The organism is Myxococcus sp. AB036A (assembly GCF_006547355.1).
GTDB lineage: Bacteria > Myxococcota > Myxococcia > Myxococcales > Myxococcaceae > Myxococcus > Myxococcus virescens.
Window position 1 is genome coordinate 67222 of record NZ_VHLC01000023.1, and the last position, 22060, is coordinate 89281.

At 65.3% G+C, this 22060-nt stretch carries 12 protein-coding genes and 2 pseudogenes; 9 read left to right on the plus strand and 5 right to left on the minus strand.

Annotation, left to right across the window (positions count from 1 at the left end; translation table 11 throughout):
- Positions 1 to 88: 88 nt before the first annotated feature.
- The 5 genes from treY to hemH all read left to right on the plus strand — a co-directional run bounded on the left by treY (position 89) and on the right by hemH (position 7958).
- Positions 89 to 3190, plus strand: a complete 3102-nt coding sequence (treY, locus tag FL344_RS12410) for a malto-oligosyltrehalose synthase (protein ID WP_141618662.1) — start codon at positions 89 to 91, stop codon at positions 3188 to 3190.
- Positions 3187 to 5328: a glycogen debranching protein GlgX gene (gene glgX, locus FL344_RS12415; RefSeq protein ID WP_141618663.1), complete on the plus strand. Its 2142-nt coding sequence runs from the start codon at positions 3187 to 3189 to the stop codon at positions 5326 to 5328. Before treY ends, glgX begins: the two co-directional genes overlap by 4 nt.
- A gap of 128 nt (positions 5329 to 5456) precedes the next feature.
- Positions 5457 to 6407, plus strand: coding sequence for a TerC family protein (locus FL344_RS12420; protein WP_090484325.1), 951 nt, complete (start codon positions 5457 to 5459; stop codon positions 6405 to 6407).
- 70 nt (positions 6408 to 6477) lie between these two features.
- Positions 6478 to 6864 carry a Co2+/Mg2+ efflux protein ApaG gene (apaG, locus tag FL344_RS12425; protein ID WP_011551647.1) on the plus strand — a complete coding sequence of 129 codons (387 nt, stop codon included), beginning with the start codon at positions 6478 to 6480 and terminating at the stop codon, positions 6862 to 6864.
- A complete protein-coding gene (gene hemH / locus FL344_RS12430; RefSeq protein ID WP_141618664.1) occupies positions 6864 to 7958 on the plus strand; it encodes a ferrochelatase in 1095 nt (364 codons plus the stop codon). Before apaG ends, hemH begins: the two co-directional genes overlap by 1 nt.
- Here the strand turns inward: hemH and FL344_RS12435 are convergent.
- Together FL344_RS12435 and FL344_RS12440 are read right to left on the minus strand one after the other, a co-directional pair.
- Positions 7903 to 8928: a hypothetical protein gene (locus FL344_RS12435; protein WP_141618665.1), complete on the minus strand. Its 1026-nt coding sequence runs from the start codon at positions 8926 to 8928 to the stop codon at positions 7903 to 7905. The two genes, hemH and FL344_RS12435, sit on opposite strands and share 56 nt — an antisense overlap.
- 48 nt (positions 8929 to 8976) lie before the next feature.
- Entirely contained in the window at positions 8977 to 9567 is a 591-nt protein-coding gene (locus tag FL344_RS12440; RefSeq protein WP_228564976.1) for a hypothetical protein, read from the minus strand.
- Between the two features lie 184 nt (positions 9568 to 9751).
- Here FL344_RS12440 and FL344_RS12445 point away from each other — a divergent pair, with 184 nt between their 5' ends.
- The gene (locus FL344_RS12445; protein ID WP_228564977.1) at positions 9752 to 13297 is read left to right on the plus strand and encodes a DEAD/DEAH box helicase; all 3546 of its coding nucleotides are present in this window, start codon (positions 9752 to 9754) and stop codon (positions 13295 to 13297) included.
- A gap of 88 nt (positions 13298 to 13385) precedes the next feature.
- Here FL344_RS12445 and FL344_RS12450 read toward each other — a convergent pair.
- Together FL344_RS12450 and FL344_RS12455 are read right to left on the minus strand one after the other, a co-directional pair.
- Positions 13386 to 13664: pseudogene (locus FL344_RS12450) on the minus strand (transposase); the annotation flags it as partial.
- Between the two features lie 7 nt (positions 13665 to 13671).
- Positions 13672 to 15067, minus strand: a pseudogene (locus FL344_RS12455) (IS30 family transposase).
- A 479-nt stretch (positions 15068 to 15546) separates the two neighbouring features.
- Between FL344_RS12455 and FL344_RS12460 the strand changes: the two are divergent.
- Positions 15547 to 17622 carry an ATP-dependent endonuclease gene (locus FL344_RS12460; RefSeq protein WP_141618668.1) on the plus strand — a complete coding sequence of 692 codons (2076 nt, stop codon included), beginning with the start codon at positions 15547 to 15549 and terminating at the stop codon, positions 17620 to 17622.
- Positions 17623 to 17693: 71 nt separating this feature from the next.
- On the plus strand, positions 17694 to 19364 hold the full coding sequence (locus FL344_RS12465) for a UvrD-helicase domain-containing protein (RefSeq protein WP_228564978.1): 1671 nt from the start codon (positions 17694 to 17696) through the stop codon (positions 19362 to 19364).
- A 264-nt stretch (positions 19365 to 19628) separates the two neighbouring features.
- Here the strand turns inward: FL344_RS12465 and FL344_RS12470 are convergent, their stop codons facing one another.
- Entirely contained in the window at positions 19629 to 20591 is a 963-nt protein-coding gene (locus tag FL344_RS12470) for an L-threonylcarbamoyladenylate synthase (RefSeq protein WP_141618670.1), read from the minus strand.
- Between the two features lie 31 nt (positions 20592 to 20622).
- On the opposite strand from FL344_RS12470, the gene FL344_RS12475 reads away from it, so the two are divergent.
- Positions 20623 to 22044, plus strand: a complete 1422-nt coding sequence (locus tag FL344_RS12475) for a TIGR01777 family oxidoreductase (RefSeq protein ID WP_141618671.1) — start codon at positions 20623 to 20625, stop codon at positions 22042 to 22044.
- The last annotated feature ends 16 nt before the right edge of the window (positions 22045 to 22060 follow it).

Here is a 22060-nt window from a genome sequence, read left to right on the forward strand (position 1 = left end):
TGGCGTGTCGGCGCGGAGCGTTGGATAGAGGGCGGACGCGTTTCTGCGTGCTGGCGGTCGGCGGGCGGGCGGCCTACCTCTGCGCCACATGTTGCTCGACGCCTTGGAAGAAGAGGGGTCCGCCTCGAATGGGGCGGGTGGCGCCACGATGACGGCGGAGGCCCTGGCCGAAGGGCTCTACGCACGCGTCCAGGCGGAGCTGGATGCGCGTCCGCACACGCCCCTGTCCACGTACCGGGTGCAGTTCCACCAGGGCTTCACCTTCGAGGACGCGCGGCAGGTGGTGCCGTACCTGGCCCGCCTGGGGGTGAGTGACCTCTATGCCTCGCCCTATCTGAAGGCCACCCCCGGAAGCACGCACGGCTACGACTGCGTGGACCACCAACAGTTGAATCCCGAAGTCGGGACGCCCGAATCGCACGCGGCGCTCTGCGCGGCCCTGCGCGAGCAGGGCATGGGGCAGGTGCTGGACGTGGTGCCCAACCACATGGGCATCGAGCGGGACAACCGTCTGTGGTTCGACGTGCTGGAGAACGGCCCGTCCTCCGTCTACGCGAAGTTCTTCGACATCGACTGGTCGCCGGTGAAGGAGGAGCTGCGGGACAGGGTGTTGCTGCCGATTCTGGGGGACCAGTACGGCATCGTCCTGGAGCGAGGCGAGCTGAAGCTGTCCTTCCGCGACGGCGCCTTCTTCCTCCATTACTACGACCACCTGCTGCCGGTGGCGCCGCGTCAGTACTCCCGCATCCTCCGCCATGGCCTGGAGCGGCTGGAGTCGCGGCTGGGGGTGGAGCATCCGGGCATGCTGGAGTTCCTGTCCATCCTCACCGCCATCGACTACCTGCCCTCGCGCACGGAGGTGGAGCGGCCGAAGGTGGTGGAGCGCCACCGGGAGAAGGAGGTCATCAAGCGCCGGCTCGCCGCGGTGACGGCGGAGTTCCCGGAGATGCTGGCCTACATCGAGGACAACGTCCGCGTCTTCAATGGCGAGCCGGGCAACCCGCGCTCCTATGACCTGCTGGACTCGGTGCTGGCGGCGTGCAGCTACCGGCTGGCGCACTGGCGGGTGGCGGGCGAGGAAATCAATTACCGGCGCTTCTTCGACATCAACGGCCTGGCCGCGCTGCGCGAGGAGGACCCGGACGTCTTCCAGGAGGCGCACGCGCTCATCTTCCGCTGGCTGCGCGAGGGGCTCGTCACGGGGCTGCGCATCGACCACCCGGACGGCCTCTTCGACCCGACCGCCTACTTCCTGGACCTGCAGGAGGCGTACTTCGTGGAGCGGGCCCACGCGCTATTTCTCCAGACGCATGCGGAGGATGACACGCGCTGGCCGGCGGTGGAGTCCACGCTGCGCGAGCGCTGGCGCGCAGAGGTGACGCAGCAGCCGGACAGTCGGCTGCGCAAGGCGCTGTACGTGGTGGTGGAGAAGATTCAGGGCGGCCGCGAGCGCATGCCCGAATCCTGGGCCGTGCACGGCACCACGGGCTACCGCTACGCCAACGCGGTGAGCGGCGTGTTCGTCCAGCCGGACGCGGAGAAGGCGCTGACGGAGACGTACGAGCGCTTCGTGGGAGGGCAGGCGGACTTCGCCGAGCTCGTCTACCAGAAGAAGCTGCTCATCATGCGCGTGTCCATGGCCAGCGAAATCAACGTGCTGGCGCACGCGCTCAACGGCATCTCGGAGATGAACCGGCGCACGCGCGACTTCACGCTCAACTCGCTGCGGCGGGCGCTGGTGGAGTTCATCGCCCTGTTCCCCGTCTACCGCACCTACGTGGACGGCTGGCGCCCGGAGCTGGACGGGCGCGACGTGCAGTACATCGAGTGGACCATCCAGCGCGCCAAGGAGCGCAACGCCACCACCAACGCGTCCATCTTCGACTTCCTGCGCGACATCCTCCTGCGCCGCTACCCGGAGCACTCGGATGCGCGCGAGCGGGCGGAGATGCTGCGCTTCGCCATGAAGCTGCAACAGGTGACGGGACCTGTCATGGCCAAGGGCCTGGAGGACACCGTCTTCTACATCTACAACCGGCTGGTGAGCCTCAACGAGGTGGGCGGCGAGCCGGAGCGCTTCGGCGTCCACGCCAACACCTTCCACCTGCGCAACCAGGAGCGCGCGGAGCGGTGGCCGTCCAGCCAGCTCACCTCCAGCACCCATGACACCAAGCGCAGCGAGGACGTGCGCGCGCGCATCAACGTGCTGACGGAGGTGCCGGAGGAGTGGCGCAAGCGGGTGAAGAAGTGGGCCCGCCAGACGGAGAAGGCGGTGTCCCAGCTGCCGTCCGGTCCGGCGCCCACGGCCAATGACATGTACCTCTTCTTCCAGACGGTGGTGGGGGCGTGGCCCATGGGCGACGCCCACTCCGCGGAGGAGCTGGCGGACTTCCAGCGCCGGGTGCGCGAGTACATGGGCAAGGCCATCAAGGAGGCCAAGGTCCGCACCTCGTGGACCAACCCCGACAGCGCCTATGACGACGCGGTGGCGCGCTACGTGGACGCCTGCTTCGACTCGAAGGTGACGGGCTCCTTCCTGGTGGACGTGCGGGACTTCAAGCGCTCCATCGAGCGCGCGGGTCAGTACAACGCGCTGGGGCAGCTCGTGCTGAAGATGGCCTCGCCCGGCGTGGTGGACACCTACCAGGGCTGCGAGCTGTGGGACTTGTCGCTGGTGGATCCGGACAACCGGCGGCCGGTGGACTTCGCGCTGCGCGCGCGGTTGCTGGAGACGCTGGACGCCGAGGCGGAGAAGGACCGGGCCGCGCTGAGCGCACGGCTGGCGGCGAACCTCGATGACGGCCAGGTGAAGCTCTACGTCCTGACGGAGTCCCTGCGACTGCGCCAGCGGCAGGCGGCCCTCTTCCGGAAGGGCGGCTACCGGGCGCTCGAGCTGACCGGCGCCCGGGCGAAAGCGGCGGTGGCCTTCGCCCGCGAGCACGGCGACACGGTGTTGGTGGCCTGCGCGCCGCGTTACACCCTGTCCGCCCTGCAGTCCCCCGAAGGGCTGGCGGGCGCTTACGGCAGCACGTTCCTGGACCTTCCGGAGGCATATGCGGGCATGATGTTCCGCAATGTGTTCACCGGCCGTCAGGTGCGGCCCGAGCGTGGACCGGGTGGTGCGGTGTTGCCCCTGGGGCCGCTCCTGGCGGAGTTTCCGGTGATTCTGCTGGAGAGGAGCGCCGGATGAGGAGGGCCGAGGTGCTTCCAGGGAAGCCGTATCCCCTGGGCGCCACGTTCGATGGGCACGGTGTCAACTTCGCCGTTTTCAGCGAGCACGCGAAGAAGGTCGAGGTCTGTCTCTTCGACCCGGAGGACCCCGCGAAGGAGACGCGCCGCTTTCCCTTGCTGGAGACGACGCACCAGGTGTGGCACGGCTACGTGCCGGGCCTGGCCGCGGGCGCTCTCTACGGATTGCGCGTGCACGGGCCCTACGAGCCGAAGAAGGGGCTGCGCTTCAACCCCCACAAGCTGCTGGTGGACCCGTATGCCCGGGCCATCCACGGTCAGGTGGACTACCAAGCCCCCATCTACGCCTATACGCCGGGCACCAAGGAGGACGACCTCGCGTTCGACACGCGCGATGACGCGGCCGCCGTGCCCAAGGGCGTGGTGATGGGCGCGGACACCTTCGACTGGGAGGGAGATACCCCGCCTGGCGTGCCGTGGCACGACACGCTCATCTATGAAGTCCACGTGAAGGGCTTCACCAAGCTGCACCCGCGCGTCCCGGAGGCGCTGCGGGGCACCTACGCGGGGCTGGCGCACCCGGCCAGCATCGAGCACCTGAAGAAGGTGGGCGTCACCGCGGTGGAGCTGCTGCCCATCCAGCACATCGTCGACGAGCCCTTCCTCATCCAGCGTGAGAAGGTCAATTACTGGGGCTACAACACGCTGGGGTTCTTCGCGCCGGACGCGCGCTACAGCGGCTCGGGTTCGCTGGGCGGGCAGGTGGACGAGTTCAAGCGCATGGTGAAGCAGTTGCACCGCGCTGGCATCGAGGTGCTGCTCGACGTCGTCTACAACCACACCTGCGAAGGCAACCAGTTGGGCCCCACGCTGTCCTTCAAGGGCGTGGACAACGCGGCGTACTACCGGCTCACGGAGAAGGACCCGCGCTACTACCTGGACGTCACCGGGTGTGGGAACTCGTGGAACGCCACGCACCCGTACGCGCTGAAGCTCGTCGCCGACTCCCTGCGCTATTGGGTGGAGGAGATGCACGTGGACGGGTTCCGCTTCGACCTGGCCACCACGCTGGGAAGAGACAGGCACGGCTACGACACCCGCGCCGCCTTCTTCCAAATCATCCACCAGGACCCGGTGCTCAGCCGGGTGAAGCTCATCAGCGAGCCCTGGGATGTGGGCGACTTCGGCTACCAGGTGGGCAACTTCCCGGTGCTGTGGAGCGAGTGGAACGGCAAGTACCGCGACACCATCCGCCGCTACTGGAAGGGCGATGACCGGCAGGCGGCGGAGATTGGCTACCGCCTCACCGGCAGCTCGGACCTGTTCTCACTGTCCGGCCGCAAGCCCGCCGCGAGCGTGAACTTCGTCACCGCGCACGACGGCTTCACGCTGCACGACCTCGTCACGTACAACGACAAGCACAACGAGGCGAACGGTGAGGAGAACCGCGACGGCGCCAACGACAACCACTCCTGGAACTGCGGGGTGGAGGGCGAGACGACCGACGCCGACATCAACGCCCTGCGCGAACAGCAGAAGCGCAACTTCCTGGCCACGCTCTTCCTGTCCCAGGGCGTGCCCATGCTGGTGGCCGGCGACGAGATGGGCCGCACGCAGAAGGGCAACAACAACGCCTACTGCCAGGACAACGAGCTGTCGTGGGTGGACTGGGAGCTGAACGACACGCAGCGCGCGCTGCTGGACTTCACCTGCGCCCTGACCAAGTTGCGGCGTGAGCAGCCGGTGCTGCACAAGCGGCGCTTCTTCCGCGGCGCCCATATGTGGGACAGCGAGCTGAAGGACCTGGCGTGGTTCCGGCCCGACGGCCAGGAGATGCGCAAGGACGACTGGGAGAAGCCCTACGTGCGCTCCCTGGGATTCCTGCTGGGCGGTGACGCCATCACCGCGCCGGACGATGAAGGGAACCGGATTGTGGGGGACACCATCCTGGTGCTGATGAATGCCCACCACGAGCCCATCACCTTCAGGCTGCCCGCTGTCGAATGGGGCGCGGACTGGGAGTTGGTGGTGGACACGGCGTTGGCGGGGGAGTCGCCTCGCACGCATACGCCGGCGGGGGGCACCGTGCAGGTGGTGGGCCGCTCCCTGGCGGTGCTGCGCCGCCCGGCGACGGAGTAGCCCCCGCGGGGCCGGAAGGGGCCCGCTGGACGAAAGCAGGAGGTCCAGCGGGTTTCACGCGAGGGGTCGACGCCCAGTCAGCCCGCCGGTAGGGTGCGCCCCGTCATACCCTGCAACAGGATTGCTACGTGAACACGCAAGTCGCGCTCTGGGTGGGTTTCAACGTCTTCGTCCTCGCGATGCTCGCGCTGGACCTCGGGCTGTTCCATCGCAAGGACCATGCGGTGACGCCGAAGGAGGCGGGCCTCTGGACGCTGGTGTGGATTACCCTCAGCCTGATTTTCTGCGCGGGCATCTGGCACTACCAGGGGCCCACCGTGGGGCTCCAGTGGTTGACGGCGTACGTGGTGGAGTACGCGCTCTCCGTCGACAACCTCTTCGTCTTCCTGATGGTGTTCAGCTACTTCCGGGTGGCGCCCGAGCACCAGCACCGGGTGCTCTTCTGGGGCATCCTGGGCGCGTTCGTCATGCGCGCTGGCCTCATCATCGCCGGCACGGCGCTGGTGAAGCAGTTCCACTGGCTCATCTACCTGTTCGGCGCGTTCCTCGTCTTCACCGCGGTGAAGATGCTGGTGTCCAAGGACGAGGAGATGGACCCGGAGCAGAAGGGCATCGTGAAGTTCGCGCGCCGGGTGCTGCCGGTGGCCCGACTGGGTGAAGGCAGCCGCTTCATGGTGCAGGAGGACGGCCGCAGCAAGTTCACGCCGCTGTTCATCGTGCTGCTGGTGGTGGAAGCCACGGACCTGCTCTTCGCGCTGGACTCCATCCCCGCGGTGCTGGGCATCAGCCAGGACGCCTTCATCATCTACACGTCCAACGTGTGCGCCATCCTGGGCCTGCGCTCGCTGTTCTTCGTCGTGGCCAGCCTGATGGAGAAGTTCCACTTCCTGAAGGTGGGCCTGAGCGCGATTCTGGGCTTCGTGGGCGTGAAGATGCTCATCACCTTCTTCGACATCCACGTCCCCATCGGAATCTCCCTGGGCGTGATTGCCGGCGTGCTGGTGGCGGCCATCGTCGCCTCGCTGGTGTGGCCGAAGCAGCCGGAGCCGGGACAGGACCGGGAAAGCGCGAAGACGTAGGCAGGGCGCTGGGGCTTCCAACCCAGCGTTTTCCTTGCAAGTGGCCGCCGTTGCCGCCAAATCTGGGGGCATGTCCTCCAGCGCCATCACCGACGGCATCCGCATCACCGTGAAGCCCGCCTACTGGCCGGAGCGCAGCGCTCCGGAGTCCGGGCAGTTCGCCTTCATGTACACGGTGGAGATTGCCAACGAGGGCGACGCGCCGGCGCAGCTCAAGGCGCGCCATTGGGTCATCACCGACGCCACGGGCAAGGTGGAGGAGGTGAGGGGCGAGGGCGTGGTGGGCCGCCAGCCCCACCTGGGGCCCGGAGAGCGGTTCGAGTACACGAGTTGGGCCATGCTGCGCACGCCCTTCGGTACCATGCGCGGCACCTATGACATGGTGCGGCCGGACGGCACGCACTTCGAAGCGCGCATCGCCGAGTTCGCGCTCACCCTTCCCAACTCCCTGCACTGATGCCAACGCCCACTTCGAAGCGAGGGCTGCTGCTCGTCAACCTGGGGACGCCGGATGCTCCGCAGACGGGACCCGTGCGCCGCTACCTGCGCGAGTTCCTCAATGACCCGCGCGTCATCGACATCCACCCGCTGGGTCGCTGGGCGCTGCTCAACTTCATCATCCTCCCGACGCGTCCGGCGAAGAGCGCGGAGGCGTACCGAAAAATCTGGATGAAGGAGGGCTCGCCGCTGCTCGTGTACAGCCAGGCCCTGGCGGCCCAGGTGGCCGAGCGACTGGCGGGGGAGTACGAGGTGGTGCTGGCCATGCGGTATGGCTCGCCCTCCATTCCCGACGGCATCGCGGCGCTCAAGGCGCGCGGCGTGTCGGAGTTCACCGTGCTGCCGCTGTACCCGCAGGAGGCCGCGTCCTCCACCGCGTCCTCGCTGGCGCGCACCTACGAGGTGCTGGCCCAGTCGTGGGACGTGCCTTTCGTGCGCGCGGTGCCGGCCTTCTTCGAGCACCCAGGCTTCCTGGATGCCTTCACCGCCGTGGCGCGGCCGGTGATTGACGACGCGCGCGCCGACTACGTCCTCTTCAGCTTCCATGGCCTGCCGGAGCGGCACATGCGCAAGAGCGACCCCACGGGGACGCACTGCCTGTCCACCGCCTCATGCTGTGACGCCATGACGGACGCCAACCGCCACTGCTACCGCGCGCAGAGCTACGCGACGGCGCGGGGGCTGGCCCAGCGGCTGGGCCTGCCGGCGGATGGGTGGAGCGTGTCCTTCCAGTCCCGGTTGGGCCGCACGCCGTGGGTGAAGCCGTACACGGACGTGGTGTTGCCGGAGCTGGCGAAGAAGGGCGTGAAGCGCCTGGCGGTGATGTGCCCGGCCTTCGTGGCGGACTGCCTGGAGACGCTGGAGGAGATTGGCCTCCGCGCGCGGGAGCAGTTCCTGGAGGCGGGAGGGGAGTCGCTGACGCTGGTCCCCTCCCTCAACGCCCACCCGGCCTGGGTGGACGCCGTGGTACGCATGGTGCGCGAGTCGGACGGGCCGCCTACTGCTGTGGCTGGGCCGTCGGCGCCGGCGCGGGAGCCGATTCCACCGCGGTGAGGCGCAGCTTCAGGGCGCCGGTGGGCACCTGGAGCGCGGCGGCGGGGAAGCCGCCCTTCGTCACCGACGTGATGGTGCCTTCCCAGGAGCGCCACCGCCCGGCCTTCACCAGGAACTCGCCGCGGCCGGTGATGCTCACCTCGGCGCTGGCGCTGGATTCGGGCGTGGTCCGGGGCCGGGGGCGTCCCGCCTCGTCCGCCTCCGCGTCTTCCTCCGCGGCGCGCGCGGGCGAGGTGGCGGGCTCATCCTTCGCGCGGACCTTGCCGGCCAGCTTCTCGGAGATGTCGTACTCCAGCGTGGCCACCTGCTCGCCCCCGTCGGCGGGCGTCAGGCTGGCGAGCTTCACGCGGTTGCTCCGCTCGGGCTGGCCGGCCTGGAACTGGGGCCCCAGCGCCTCCATGAGAATCAGCTCGGTGCCGAGCGACCACGCGTCACCGGTGCCCACCGGATCTCTCGGGAGCTCCAGGACCAGGGTGGCGGTGTTGCGGGTGGCGCCCTGCAGGCCGTCGAGCACGAAGCCGCGCTCGCTCAGCGTGGCCGTGTCCGCGTCGACGTTGCTGCCCACGGGGACGACGCGGAGACGGTAGTCACCCGAGTCGGTCCGCTCCATGAAGTAGGTGACGGGCCCGGGCAGGGCCGCGGGGGCCGCGGCGACGGGGGCGGGCTTCTCCTTGCCCTTGCCCTTGGCGCTCTTGGGGGGCGCGGCTTCCTCGGTGCTGGCGGGCGCGCCGCCGGTGCGCTCGATGTCGAGCCGGTACGACGTGGGGGCGCCCTGGGCAAGCTTCCACCGGAGGACCACCTTCGAGGGGTCCACGGGGGGCTCCGCGGCAGCCGCGGGAGCGGCTTCCGCGGGAGGCGGAGCGTCCTTCATCCCCGGCGGGCGGGGAATGGGCTCCATCTTCCCACGGGGCTCTTCCTTGCAGGCGGTCAGTGACAGGGCGACGACCAGACCAAACACGCTTTGCTTCACGCGGGGACGCTCCTTGGCAGCCCTCGCGGGATATCGAAGCAGGCGAGGTCATTCAAGTACGTCACCCGGCCGCTTCGAGGATGAATGGGCGAGATACACGTCGACCTGCGTCTTGACGCGTCCGGCGAAGTCTGGGTCGAGCCGCTCCATGATGGCCCATTCGAGATCGAGGTCCCTGCGGAGGTTGGGCCTGGCGGAGCGCACCAGCACGGGCTCGGTGGAGAGCAGGACCGTGGGCATGATGTTCTGCTTCTCCTCGGGGGCCGTCATGGTCGTCGTCTCCGGTGTCGGCAGCGACTGCGTCCGGGCGGGCATGTTGGCGGCCATATGGTATGCGCGCACGGTGAACCGGCCGTCGGGACGCTTGTGCCCCTCGACGTAGACGCGGGACCAGTGGGTGAAGACGTCGTAGTTGCCGGAGACCTTCCACGGCGTGATGAGGAACATCGGGTCCGTGCTGGGTAGCAGGGCATAGCCGCGCTCACTCAGGATCGCCTCGGCGGCCTTCATGACCTGTCGTGCGGGCATGTCGTACACCACATAGCTGCTCGTGCGCTCCAGCAGCGTCTGGCGGTGGTTCGTGCAACCCACCAGTGCGAGCAGCGTGAGGATGCTCACGAACGCGGGGGGCATCGTCATCGGCGGGCCTCCGTAAGGGGACGCGGGACGTGTGTCGTAGGGTGACAACGCCACGGCCAGGGCGGCCATATCGGCAGGGACATACGGAAAGTGGAGCGGGGCCGTGCAGGGCAGCCAGCCGTCTTGCGCCCTCGCGTCACGGGTCTGCTTGCGTTTCGTGCGTGCTTTGCGAAGAAGCGGGGGCATGTCCGAGCCGCCAGAGAAGCCCGTGACTCCCTTGTTCGATACGCCCCGTGACGCGCTGGCGTGGCTGCGGGCGCAAGGGCTCGAGCACTTGTCGCGGCTGAGCCTGGCGGTGCTGATGCCACTGGTGGAAGCGGCCTGGCTGCCCCAGGCGCGTCCCGTGCTCGCCCGCCGAAGGCTCGTGGAGTTGCTGAGCACGGACTCGCTGGCGCGTTGGATGACGGAGGCGATGCCGTCTCCCCGGATGAAGGAGCTGCTGCCCACGCTCGCCTGGCGCTTCGTGGAGGCGGAGCGGCTGGGCGCGGAGGCGTCACGGGCTTCGCTCGAGGAGCGGCTCGCTCCGCCCGCCGAGCCCCGCACGCACCGCGTCCATGGCCTGCTGCTGGCGCTGCGTGCACGCGTTCCGGCGTCCGTCGCTCCCCGGCCGATGCACGCGCTGGTGCCGGACCTGATGCAGTATGACGCTCCGCTTCCGGGCTTCCGTCTCCGCGAGACGCGCATCTCCGAGCTGCCTGTGGGGGCGCAGGCGGGCTTCATCCTTCCCGAGGCCCGGCTGATTTTCGCTCCCACCGAGGTGACGGGGGACTGCTCCTGTGGCGCGACGTTCTGCGTCCACTTGCTGGCGGCCATCGACACGGCGTTGCTGTGGTTGCGCCAGCCCTGGTCCGAGTCCTTTGGAGAGGAGCTGGAGGAGCTGGTCCGTCCCGGTTGGGAGCGCGCGCTGCGGGCGCTGGAGCGGGCCGTTGACGACAGTCCCGGTGGGCCTGGAGGTGGCGAGGTCTCCTGGCGGCTGGACGTCATCAACGGCTACGGCGTGGAGCTCGCGGCCTACGTGCACAAGCGCAACAAGAAGGGCCAGCGCAGCACGGGCGCGAAGGTGAGCCGGCGCAAGCTGCTGCAGGACCATGGCTCGCAATTGTCGCCGGCGGACGCGCGCCTGGCGGCGCTGCTGCCGGAGTCGGAGGCCCCCGCGTCGCGTGCGCTGCTCTTTGAACTGGTGGGGCATCCCCGCATCCACCTGGATGAGAATCCGGACCTGCTGGTGCGCATCGAGCGCGTGAAGGTCGGGCTCGTCGCCGAGGACCGGGACGGCGTGGTCATCGTGAGCGCGGGGGTGGATGGCGCGATGCTGCCCACGGCGATGCTGGAGCGGGTGCGCAAGGCTCAGCCGGAGGAGGGGCTCTACATCTGGGATGACAGCCAGCGGGTGCTCACGGTGCTGGACGCGGGCCCCGAGGTCCGCGCGCTGGTGACGGCGCTGAACCGCCACGGCAATTCGTTTCCGCCGGAGAGCCACGTCGCGTTGCTGGACCAGTTGTCGAAGCTGTCCCTGCGCGTGCCGGTGGCGCTGCCTCGGAGCGTCTTGGGGGAGTCGGTGCCGCTGCGCTACGCCCCCGTGGTGCGCATGGAGGCGCATGCGAGCGGGGCGGTCCGGGTGGAGCTGCGCACGCGCCCGTTGCCGGACAGTCCCACGTTCATTCCGGGCGAGGGGGCGCGCGACGTCCACGTCCGGCGGGGGACGGGGGCCGTGCACGCGGTGCGTGACTTCGTTCAGGAGCGCGACGCGGCGGAGTTGCTTCAGGCCCGGTTGCCGCTCGACACGGCGGAGCCCGAGGAGCTGCCCTTCACCTTCCGCTTCACCAGCGCGCAGGGCGGCCTCGCGGTGCTCGCGGCCTGTGTGGAGCTGGCGCCGAAGCCGGAGCTGGAGTGGGTGGGGGCGCCGGTGCGGCTGTTCCACGCCGCCGCGCCTCCGGCGCTGAAGGTCATCCTGGAGCGGAAGCGGGATTGGTTTGGCGTGCTGGGTGGGCTCTCCGTGGAAGGCGAGCGGGTGGAGCTGGCGCGGCTTCTCGATGCGGCGCGGCGGAAGGAACGTTTCGTCCAAGTGGACTCGACGTCCTACGTGGAGATTGAAGGCGCGCTGCGGGAGCACCTGGAGCGGCTGGCGGACCATGCGCATGCCACGCGCCATGGCCTGGAGGTGGGGCCTTCCGCGGTGGAGACGCTCACGGCGCTCCAGGACGCGGGCGCCGAGGTGGAGGCGGACAAGACGTGGCAGTCGCTGGTGGAGCGCATCTTCGCGGCGAAGGAGCTGAAGCCGCGGGTCCCCACGGGACTGAAGACGGCGCTGCGGGATTACCAACTGGAGGGCTTCCGCTGGCTGACCCGGCTGGCTTCGTGGGGCGCGGGTGGGGTGCTCGCGGACGACATGGGCTTGGGCAAGACGGTGCAGGCGCTGACGGTGCTCCTGGACCGGAGCAAGCTGGGGCCCGCGCTGGTGCTGGCGCCGACGTCGGTGGCCTTCAACTGGATGGACGAGGCGAAGCGCTTCGCGCCGTCGCTGCGGATGACGCTGTTCTCGGACGCGGCGGACCGGGGCCGGACGTTGGAGAAACTGGGGCCCAAGGACGTGCTGGTGTTGAGCTATGGCCTGCTCACGCGGGATATCGAGCGGCTGTCGAAGCTGCGCTTCTCCACCATCATCTTCGATGAAGCGCAGACGTTGAAGAACGCGACGACGCACCGCTTCCGGGCGGCGCGCGCGCTCCAGGGGGACTTCAAGTTCGCGCTGTCGGGCACGCCGCTGGAGAACCACCTGGGCGAGCTGTGGAGTCTCTTCGCCGTCGTCTTCTCGGGGTTGCTCGGGAGCTGGGAGGCATTCCGTTCGCGCTTCGCCGCGCCGATTGAGCGGGGCGTGGACCCGACGGCCGCGCCCGCGCTGGCCCGGGTGCTCCAGCCCTTCCTGCTGCGCCGGACGAAGGCGCAGGTGGAGGCGCAACTTCCGCCGCGGACGGATATCCGGGTGCCCATTGTCCTCTCGTCGGAGGAGTGGGCGCTCTACGAGGACGCGCGGCTGGCAGCGCTCTCGGATTTGGAGACGCGCAAGCCGAAGATGAAGGAGCAGGAGCGGCGCATCGAGATTCTGGCGGCGCTCACGCGGCTGCGGCTCCTGGCTTCACATCCTCGGCTGTATGACGCCGGGTCGAAGCTGGAGTCGGCCAAGCTGGAGCGGTTCATGGAGTTGGTGCGGGAGCTCCGCGCGGAGGGGCATCGCGCGCTCGTATTCAGCCAGTTCACGTCCCACCTGGCGCTGGTGCGCGAGGTGCTGGACGCGGAGGGGATTGATTACGAGTACCTGGATGGGCAGACGCCCGCGGGGGCTCGGGCGGAGCGGGTCCGCGCGTTCCAGGAGGGGGACGTGCCGCTGTTCCTGATTTCGCTCAAGGCCGGTGGCTTCGGACTGAATCTCACGGCGGCGACCACGGTGATTCATCTGGACCCGTGGTGGAACCCCGCCGTGGAGGACCAGGCCTCCGACCGCGCGCACCGGATTGGGCAGGCGCGGCCGGTGACGGTGTACCGCCTGGTGACGCGGGGGACCATCGAGGAGCAGATGCTGTCGCTACACGAGCACAAGCGCGCGCTGGTGGCGGGGGTACTGGAAGGGAAGGACGCGGCGGGACGGCTGTCGACCCAGGAGTTGCTGGGGCTGTTGTCCCAGCGGCTGGCTCCGCCTGGGGAAGAGGAGGGGCCTCGGACTCGGCACTGATTTGAGTCCCGGCATACCCGAAGAATGGGGTCGCTTTGCGACGGAATGAAGTTGCCCCGGTTCGGCAGAGCGTTCCGGGTTTTCGCCATCATGCCGCAGCCCGGTACTTCTTTTCGAAGTTGGCGGGAGACTCGTAGTCGAGCGCCGAGTGCCGCCGGTGAGGGTTGTACCAGCCCTCGATGAATTCGAAGAGGGCCATCCGAGCCTCTGCCTGCGAGCGAAGACTGCGACGGCCCAGCAACTCGCATTCGAGCGTGGCGAAGAAACTCTCGCACATGGCGTTGTCGTAGGCATCCCCTACGCTCCCCATGGAGGGACGCACTCCGGCCTCCCTGCACCGCAGTCCGAAGGCCAGCGAGGTGTATTGCTCGGATTCAAGCGGTCGTCGCAACGCCGTTTGGTTGAAGTAAGTATAGATAAGAGTTGAGAGCCTCGGCAGGTGTTTTCCAGCCAAGCGTCTTGCGTGGCCGGCTGTTGAGGGCAAGGGCGACGGTGGCCAGCTCCGCACGAGAGTAACGGGACAGGTCCGTCCCTTTCGGGAAGTACTGACGGAGGAGTCCGTTGGTGTTCTCGTTCGTGCCTCGCTGCCATGGACTGTGTGGGGCACAGAAGTAGATGGCCAAGCCCGTGTCGGCGCGCAGGAGGGCATGCTGAGCCATCTCGGCCCCTTGGTCCCACGTGAGTGTCCGGCGCAGCCGCTCCGGCAACGTTGTGAGCGAGGAGGTGATGGCACCTCGGACCGCTTCGGAACCATGTCCTGCCAGAGCAGGGCCGTTTTTTGACGCGAGGCTGGCCGTGGGCGTCCATGCGTGGCAGATGCAGCAGCAGCGTAAACCGCGTGGTGCGCTCGACCCGCGTGCCTATGGCGGAGCTGCCCAGCCCCAAGATGAGATCACCTTCCCAGTGTCCAAGCACTCGGCGGTCCGTGACTTCGGGTGGACGCTGGCTGAGCCTGCATTCGGCGCCGACAAATGTCTTGCCGTGCGTACGGGTACGCGCCCTCGGCACACGCAGTGCCCGCCCAGTTCGCAGGCAGCTGACCAGTTCGCGTCGCAGTGCGCCGCGGTCTTGTACGTAGAGAGCCTGGTAGATGGCCTCGTGGGACACCCTCATCGACGCATCCTCGGGGAAGTCCACTCGAAGCCTGTTGCCAATCTGCTCTGGACTCCAGGCGGTCGCCCAACGTCGGTCTTTTCGTGGCCCGTGGCGCCGCCCCTTCCATCGCACTTCTGGGCCGGGCACTGCCGTCCCGTCAGTAGCGGTAAGTACCCCGGCCAGTCGCTCCTGCACGTACCTTCGCAGCTCGCCGTTCGCGGCTAGCTTCGCGACCTTTGGACGTCGCGCACGTCGGTCCGCATGCCACTGGGCGGTCGTAGCGCGATACTCCAGGGCACCGCCACGGGTTGCCGCATTACGACGCAACTCCCTCGAGATGGTCGCGGGTGAACGAAGGAGCCGGCGAGCTATCGCGCGAACCCCAACGTGCTGGGCGTGCAGAATCGCGACTTCTTCTTGCTCGGCAAACGACAGGTACCGCCCCGACAGCGGGGCCAGACTGCTCGACGGCATGCCTCCACTCTCTCGGAACCACCTGCATCCCACCACCGGAGATACACCGGCCACCCTTCCAGCATCTTCGCTCGAAAGTCCGCGGGCGATTGCTTCCCAGAATCGTTGTCGGTGCTCACGCCTTCCCACCGGCGGACGCCCAGGCGACGACATAGGCGGGCGTCCAGCACGGTCAGCCTGGCGACTCTTGTTGTTCCCCATCGCAACTCCTCAATATTGAGTGTTGCGACGACCCGTTGAATCCACCCACTTCTTCGGCACGGGGAAGGCAACGGGCTTCTTCTCTTCGGACGGGGGCGTCGTGGCCGCTACCCTATTCGCCGCCCTCAACCACTGCGACAACGTCGGCTGGGCCCCCCTACCTGACGGGCCAGTGTCGCGGCACTCACCGCATTCGGGCCCATCATCGCTTCACCATCTGCGTCTTGAATGCGTCTGTGTACGGCACCGCAACCGCCTGCGCTCGCCTCCGTTGGGTGGTCAGCTCGGCTGACGGGCCGCGCTGACCACCCGATGGGGGCAGATCAAGGTGGCGGGAGCAGGTCATGACGACCCCATCATCAGCGAATAGAGATGCGATGTACTTGCTTCCACGCGCAGGCGGATTTCCAATCGGCCTCGTACGCGGTAATGTCAGAGGGGCAAGGCTGCGTAGCTCTGAATGAATGAGAGGGAGCGTTTTGCGAATCCAGAAGGTTAGCATCCGGAATTTCCGACTACTGTCCAACGTCGAGCTCGCCCTTGAGCCGACGACAACAGTCATCGTTGGGCGTAACAATAGCGGGAAGACGTCTCTTGCTGAGGTAATAAAGAGGTTTTTGGCGGACGGAAACCCTTCCTTTCGCATCGAAGACTTTTCGAGCGCCTGCTACGATCAGTTCATCGAAGCACGGGAAGCAAAGCTAGAAGGGAAGGACGACGCAGTCGTACGCGAGTTGCTTCCTGTAATAGGTGTTCGGTTCTTGTTTGAGTATGATCTGTCGGATCCAAATCTCGGACCGATGAGTGATTTCGTTGTCGATCTTGATCAGGATTGTAATCAGGCTATTGCAGAGATTCAATATGCTTTGGCAGACGGGAAGATCGATGCGCTCTTAGAGGGCCAGTCGCTGCCTAAACTCAACGAGCAAACCAAGCCCGAGTTTCTCCGCGTGTTGAAGGAACGGATTCCGCAGTTGTTTACAGTCAAACTCTGGGCTGAAGATCCGAATGATAAAACAAATAGAAGAAATCTGCCAATTAGCGCCATTCGGGGGTTGCTTCGCAGCGGATTTATCAATGCCCAGCGCGGCCTTGATGACGTGACATCTAGGGATAATGATGTTCTTGCTGAAATTCTGGAGAGACTTTTCGCTACTGCGATGTCGCCTACTGCGGCGGCAGACGACAAGCTTCGAGCCGAATCGTTGCAGGAGGCCGTAAGGTCAATACAGAGTACGATGGAGAAGGAATTCAATACTAAGCTGGAGACGCTCTTCCCGGCGCTCGATTCCTTTGGCTATCCGGGGTTGAGTGGGCCAAGGTTAAAGACAGAAACAGTTCTTGACGTCAAGCGGCTCCTTTCAAATCACACGAAGGTTCGTTACTCAGGGCACGGCGGCGTGTCGTTTCCTGAGTCTTACAATGGGCTTGGTGCACGGAATCTTATTTTCATTCTCTTGGAATTGGTGCGCTTCTATAAGAGCTACAGTGCTGAGCCGGAAGCCCCTGGTATGCACTTGATCTTTATCGAAGAACCCGAAGCCCACCTGCATCCGCAGATGCAGGAGGTTTTCATTCGCCAGCTTAGTGAAATTTCTAAGCGACTGGGGTCCCAGGAGCAGGGCAGTTCACCTTGGCCAGTGCAATTCGTGGTGTCAACGCACTCTAGTCATATCGCAAATGAAGCCGGCTTCGAGGCAATTCGGTATTTTCTCGCATCCAGTAACGGGCAGCCTGATGGCGTTCGTTCTTGTGCGGTAAAAGATCTCAGCGTCGGCCTTGCTGGCGAACAGCATGAGGATCGCAATTTCCTGCATCAATACCTTACTCTTACTCGGTGCGATCTCTTCTTTGCTGATAAGGCAATATTGGTTGAGGGAGTTTCGGAGCGTCTTATACTGCCGGCAGTTATTAAGAAGCTAGAGGAGGTTGCTCCTGATATTCCGAAGCTCACGAGTCAGTACGTTACGATAATGGAAGTTGGTGGGGCGTATGCTCATCTTTTTTATGGGCTGCTTGACTTCTTGGAGGTAAGGCATGTTGTCATTACCGACCTTGACCCAGTGGCCAAGGTTGGTAGTGGAAAGCCCAAGGCGTGTGTCGTCCACTTGGGAACAAAGACTAGTAACGCCTGTATCAATCAATGGTTCAAGGATGAGCAGGCGACTCCTGCTCAACTTATCGCCAAAAGCGATGCCGAAAAGGTTAAAGGGCGGCGCCGAATTGCGTACCAAAAGCCAGAAGTCGAAAACGGTCCGTGTGGGCGTACGTTCGAAGATGCGTTCATCTTGGCGAATCCCAAGCTTTTCAAATTGGCGACTGTAACAAGTGCAGAACAGGAGGTAGAGGCACGCGAGATTGCGGCAGCAAAGACGAAGGCTAACTTTGCCCTGGAGTACGCGATAAAGGAACTTGTCTGGACTCCTCCTCGGTACATTGTCGAGGCGATGTGTTGGCTGGCTCAGGACGACAGTTCGGTTACTGAAGTAATTGACATAAACAAAACTTCGAATGTGGAGGGCGAGCAGCAAGCGCCCCTGGCTGGTGTTTCATGACTGGCGCGAACGATACGTTTAGTCCTGCTGAAGTTGCAAGTAATAGCGCTCTTTCGGAGGTCTATAGGTGCTTGGAGCAAGGCGAGAGCTTTGTCCTTGAGGCAGGGGCTGGTGCTGGTAAGACGTATACGCTGGTTAAAGCACTGCGCCACCTTATCTTGCGTGTGGGACATGTGTTTTCGCGAACGCGTCGAAAAATTGCGTGCATTACGTTTACACGGGTTGCTCGCGACGAGATTGTTGCGAGGACAGATAGGAGTCCGCTGGTTTTCTGCGAAACGACTCATGCGTTTGCTTGGGCTCTAATGGCCGGTTTTCAAAAACAAATGCGAAGTGCTCTCGAGGGCATGCCTGGTTGGGTTGAGTTGATTGCGGAGAGAGGGGCACTGGGAGAACGTCGAGTTGAGTACGATCTCGGGCACCGGAGTTTTGGTGACAGCACTGTTGGGCTGCATCACGATGATGTGCTTCGGTTGTTTGTCGCGCTGTTGGAATATGAGAAGTTCAGGCGCGTTCTTGTTTCTCAGTATCCGTATATTCTTATTGATGAATATCAGGACACTGATTCGAAGTTGATGGCGGCGATAAGTCGCCATTTCTTGGGTAGAAAGGAGGGGCCTGTTTTTGGTTTCTTTGGCGACCATTGGCAAAAAATCTACGGTGATGGTTGTGGTGCCATCCATCATCACGCGTTGAAGCGCATTGGGAAGGGAGCTAACTTTCGCTCAGTGCCGACGATCATTGACTGCCTGAATCGAATGAGGCCTGAACTCGTTCAGATGGCAAAAGATCCAGCAGAGATTGGTGAGGTTCGCGTATTCCACACCAATACTTGGACGGGACAACGTCGCAAGGGTGCTCATTGGGGAGGCGATTTGCCTGCGGACGAAGCACGCAGGGCATTTTCTGCGGTAAATAACGTGCTTCGCAATAATGGTTGGGACTTCTCGCCTTCTAAGACGAAAGTCTTGATGTTGACACATCGTATCTTGGCCCATGAGCAGGGATACGAGAGTCTTCCTGAGGTGTTTAGGTATAATGACTCTTTTGTTAAGAAGGAGAATAGGTATATTGAATTTCTCGTTGATGTTGTCGAGCCTGCGTACGAAGCATTCGAGTCGCGTCGCTATGGCGCGATGTTCGAAGCGTTGAATATGAAAATGCCCGGAGTCAAAAATCGAGACGATAAGAGTGGTTGGCAGCGCTCGATGAACTCGCTGGGACTCCTTAGGGGAAATGGCACGGTTGGTGACGTGATCGACCACTTGAGAGCAACCCGTCTTCCGCGATTGTCTGATTCAATCGAGCGTCGTGAGGCGGAGTTGGATAGGTTTGTCTCTCATGAGGATGAGGGTCTCTCTAAAGACTTGCTTGAGCTGCGTAGGCTTAGGAAGGTGAGGTATGCTGAAATCGTCAGCTTGGCTCAATACTTGAGGGGGTTTTCTCCATTTGAGACAAAGCATGGGGTGAAGGGGGCTGAGTTTGAGAATGTGGTTGTTGTGGTTGGGCGTGGATGGAATGCGTATAATTTTGTGAGGATGCTTGAATGCAGCATGAGTCCCGAGGGTATTTCAGAGGGGGATAGGCGAAGTTATGAGGCTAATAGAAATCTGTTCTATGTTGCGTGTTCTCGTCCCAGGAGGCGTTTGGCTGTTTTGTTTACGCAAGAGCTCTCGGATGCGGCTTTTCGGGCTCTTGGGAGATGGTTCGGATTTGATGCTATTCAGGCGGTTGAATTCTGATTTGGGGTGGTGTTTGGGTGTGGGGTTGGTGATGGGGAGGAGAATCGGCTGGCTGGGTTGTTTGACGGTGCGTGGTCGGGTTTGTCGGAGTCGTTCGTGGATGGTTCCCCGTTTCATTTAATGGGTGGCCGTTAAGCGCAAAATGAGGAGGTGAGGCGTGTGCGCGCAAGGGGATAGCTTTGGGGCGCACGTCGCGTAGGCATCAGCCGGAGCGTGCCCCACGTGCAGCCTCCCAGTGCAGACTCAGGCTGTCTGTTATTGGAGCTACCCGCGCGGAGCGGCGGCACGCGAAAGCCTGTCGCGGACAGCGATGCCCAGGCCGCTCTCAGCAGGGAGGCACGCCACCAGCATGTCGTGCCCCTGTGCATCCGCCTCGCGCAGCCGGGCGTACAGCACGCGAGCGGCACCCGCGGGCTCATCCGGCACATCGAAGCGCGGCACGTCGGGTGGCAACGCAAGGCTCGCAGGCCCCAGTACCCCCACGCGCAATCCCTGTCCGCGGAGTTCCTGGACGCGCGCTACCGCCTGCCCGGGCTCGGTCAGCACCACGCCGGCACGCGGCGCGTAGTGTGACTCCAGTGAGCCTGACACGCGCACCTTGGACGAAGTCCTCACCGGCACCTTGCGCCCCAGCACCCGCTCCACGTCCTCCGCGGCCAGACCTCCGGGCCGGAGAATCGCGGGCTCATTCGAGCTCAAGTCCACAATGGTCGACTCCACCCCCACCGTGCACGGGCCTCCATCCAGGACGAGGTCCACGTCTCCGCCCAGGTCCTCCCGCACGTGTTCCGCCGTGGTGGGGCTCACCTTCCCGAACCGGTTCGCGCTCGGCGCGGCCAGCCCTCCGCCCAGCTTCTGGAGCACCGCGAGCGCCACCGGGTGATTCGGCACGCGCAGAGCCACCGTGTCCTGCCCACCCGTGACGGCATCCGTGGCCCGCGCCGTGCGCGGCAGCACCAGCGTCAACGGCCCGGGCCAGAAGGCTTCGGCCAGCTTCCGTGCGGCCTCTGGGACCTCACGTGCCCACGTGTTCAGGTGCTCGACGCCTGGAATGTGGACGATGAGCGGGTGGGTGGCGGGGCGCCCCTTGATGGCGAAGACGCGGCGCACGGCCAATTCGTCCTCCGCGTTGGCGGACAGACCGTAGACGGTTTCCGTCGGCAGGGCGACGACACCACCGTGCCGCAGCAATTCCACCGCGCGTTCAAGGGACTCTGGAGCAATCATGCGCCGCCGCACTGTCGCCGCAGGAGGGAACATGGGCAAGTCGCACGTCTTCGATGCTCGCACTCGGATGCCCGTCACGGCCAAGGACCTCTTCGCCTGGCATGCCCGGGAAGGGGCGCTCGAACGCCTGACGCCCCCCTGGGAGCGGATGGAGGTCCTGGAGCGCACCGGCGATGGCATCCGCATCGGCGCCCGCGTCGTCGTCCGCATGCGCGTGGGCCCCATCCCCCAACGCCTGGTGGCCGAGCACACCGCCTACGTCGAAGACGCCATGTTCCAGGACACGCAGATGTCCGGCCCCTTCGCGAAGTGGGTCCACACCCACCGGATGTGGCCCGAGCCCACCACGGGCACGTCCATCCTGGATGACGAAGTGGAATACGTCCTCCCCGTAGGCCCCCTGGGCAGCCTCTTCGGCGGAGGCTTCGCCCGGCGCACCCTGGAGCGGATGTTCGCGTACCGCCACCGTGTCACGCTCGAGGACTTGAAGCGTCACGCCGCCTTCGCGGGGCAGGGGCCGCTCACCATCGCCGTCACTGGAGCCTCGGGGCTGGTGGGCTCGTCGCTGGTGCCCTTTCTCACCACGGGCGGCCACACGGTGAAGCGCATGGTGCGCGGCAAGGCGGACTCCTCGCGGAACGAGGTCGCCTGGGCGCCTGACAAGGGCGAGGTGGACACCGACGCACTCGAAGGCGTGGACGCCGTGGTGCACCTCGCGGGCGTCAACGTGGCCGGCCAGCGTTGGACCCCCGAGTACAAGGACGCCATCCTCAAGAGCCGCACCCAGGGCACTCGCACCCTGGCCGAAGCCCTGGCGCGGATGAAGCGCAAGCCGAAGGTGCTCGTCTCCGCGGGCGGCAGCAGCATCTACGGGGACCGCGGCGACGAAGTCCTCACCGAGGAGAGCAGCACGGACGGGAAGGGCTTTCTCTCCCAGGTATCACGCGAGTGGGAAGCCGCCGCCGCGCCCGCCGAGGCCGCCGGCATCCGCGTGGTGCACCTGCGCATCGGCCCCGTCCTGGACGCGCGCGAGGGCGCCCTGGCGAAGATGCTGCCAGCGTTCCTCGCGGGAGGCGGCGGGCCCATCGGCTCCGGGCAGCAGTGGATGAGCTGGGTGTCCCTGGAGGACGTGCTCGGGCTCATCCACTTCTCTGTCTTCACCGACGCCGCGCGCGGAGCCATCAACGCCGTGGCGCCGGGGGCGGTGCGGCAGGCGGACTTCGCTCGGATGCTGGGCAAGGTGTTGCGGCGTCCGGCCGTCTTCCCGGTCCCCGCGCCCGTGGTGCGAACCCTCTTCGGACAGATGGGGCAAGAGGCGCTGCTGGATGGCGCGCGAATCGTGCCTCAGGCAGCCCAGCGGCTGGGGTTCGCCTTCCTCCTTCCCGACCTGGAAAGCGCGCTGCGCTTCACATTGGGGCGCACGACGAAGGGCCCTGAATACCGCCATTCTTAGCGAGTCCGGCGCTTGA

What these genes read in the sequence shown, in the direction of transcription:
- treY (WP_141618662.1), top strand. Translation starts at nt 89, where the DNA reads ATGTTGCTCGACGCCTTGGAAGAAGAGGGGTCCGCCTCGAATGGGGCG.
- glgX (WP_141618663.1), top strand. Translation starts at nt 3,187, where the DNA reads ATGAGGAGGGCCGAGGTGCTTCCAGGGAAGCCGTATCCCCTGGGCGCC.
- apaG (WP_011551647.1), top strand. Translation starts at nt 6,478, where the DNA reads ATGTCCTCCAGCGCCATCACCGACGGCATCCGCATCACCGTGAAGCCC.
- hemH (WP_141618664.1), top strand. Translation starts at nt 6,864, where the DNA reads ATGCCAACGCCCACTTCGAAGCGAGGGCTGCTGCTCGTCAACCTGGGG.
- FL344_RS12440 (WP_228564976.1), bottom strand. Translation starts at nt 9,567, where the DNA reads ATGACGATGCCCCCCGCGTTCGTGAGCATCCTCACGCTGCTCGCACTG.
- FL344_RS12445 (WP_228564977.1), top strand. Translation starts at nt 9,752, where the DNA reads ATGTCCGAGCCGCCAGAGAAGCCCGTGACTCCCTTGTTCGATACGCCC.
- FL344_RS12470 (WP_141618670.1), bottom strand. Translation starts at nt 20,591, where the DNA reads ATGATTGCTCCAGAGTCCCTTGAACGCGCGGTGGAATTGCTGCGGCAC.
- FL344_RS12475 (WP_141618671.1), top strand. Translation starts at nt 20,623, where the DNA reads ATGGGCAAGTCGCACGTCTTCGATGCTCGCACTCGGATGCCCGTCACG.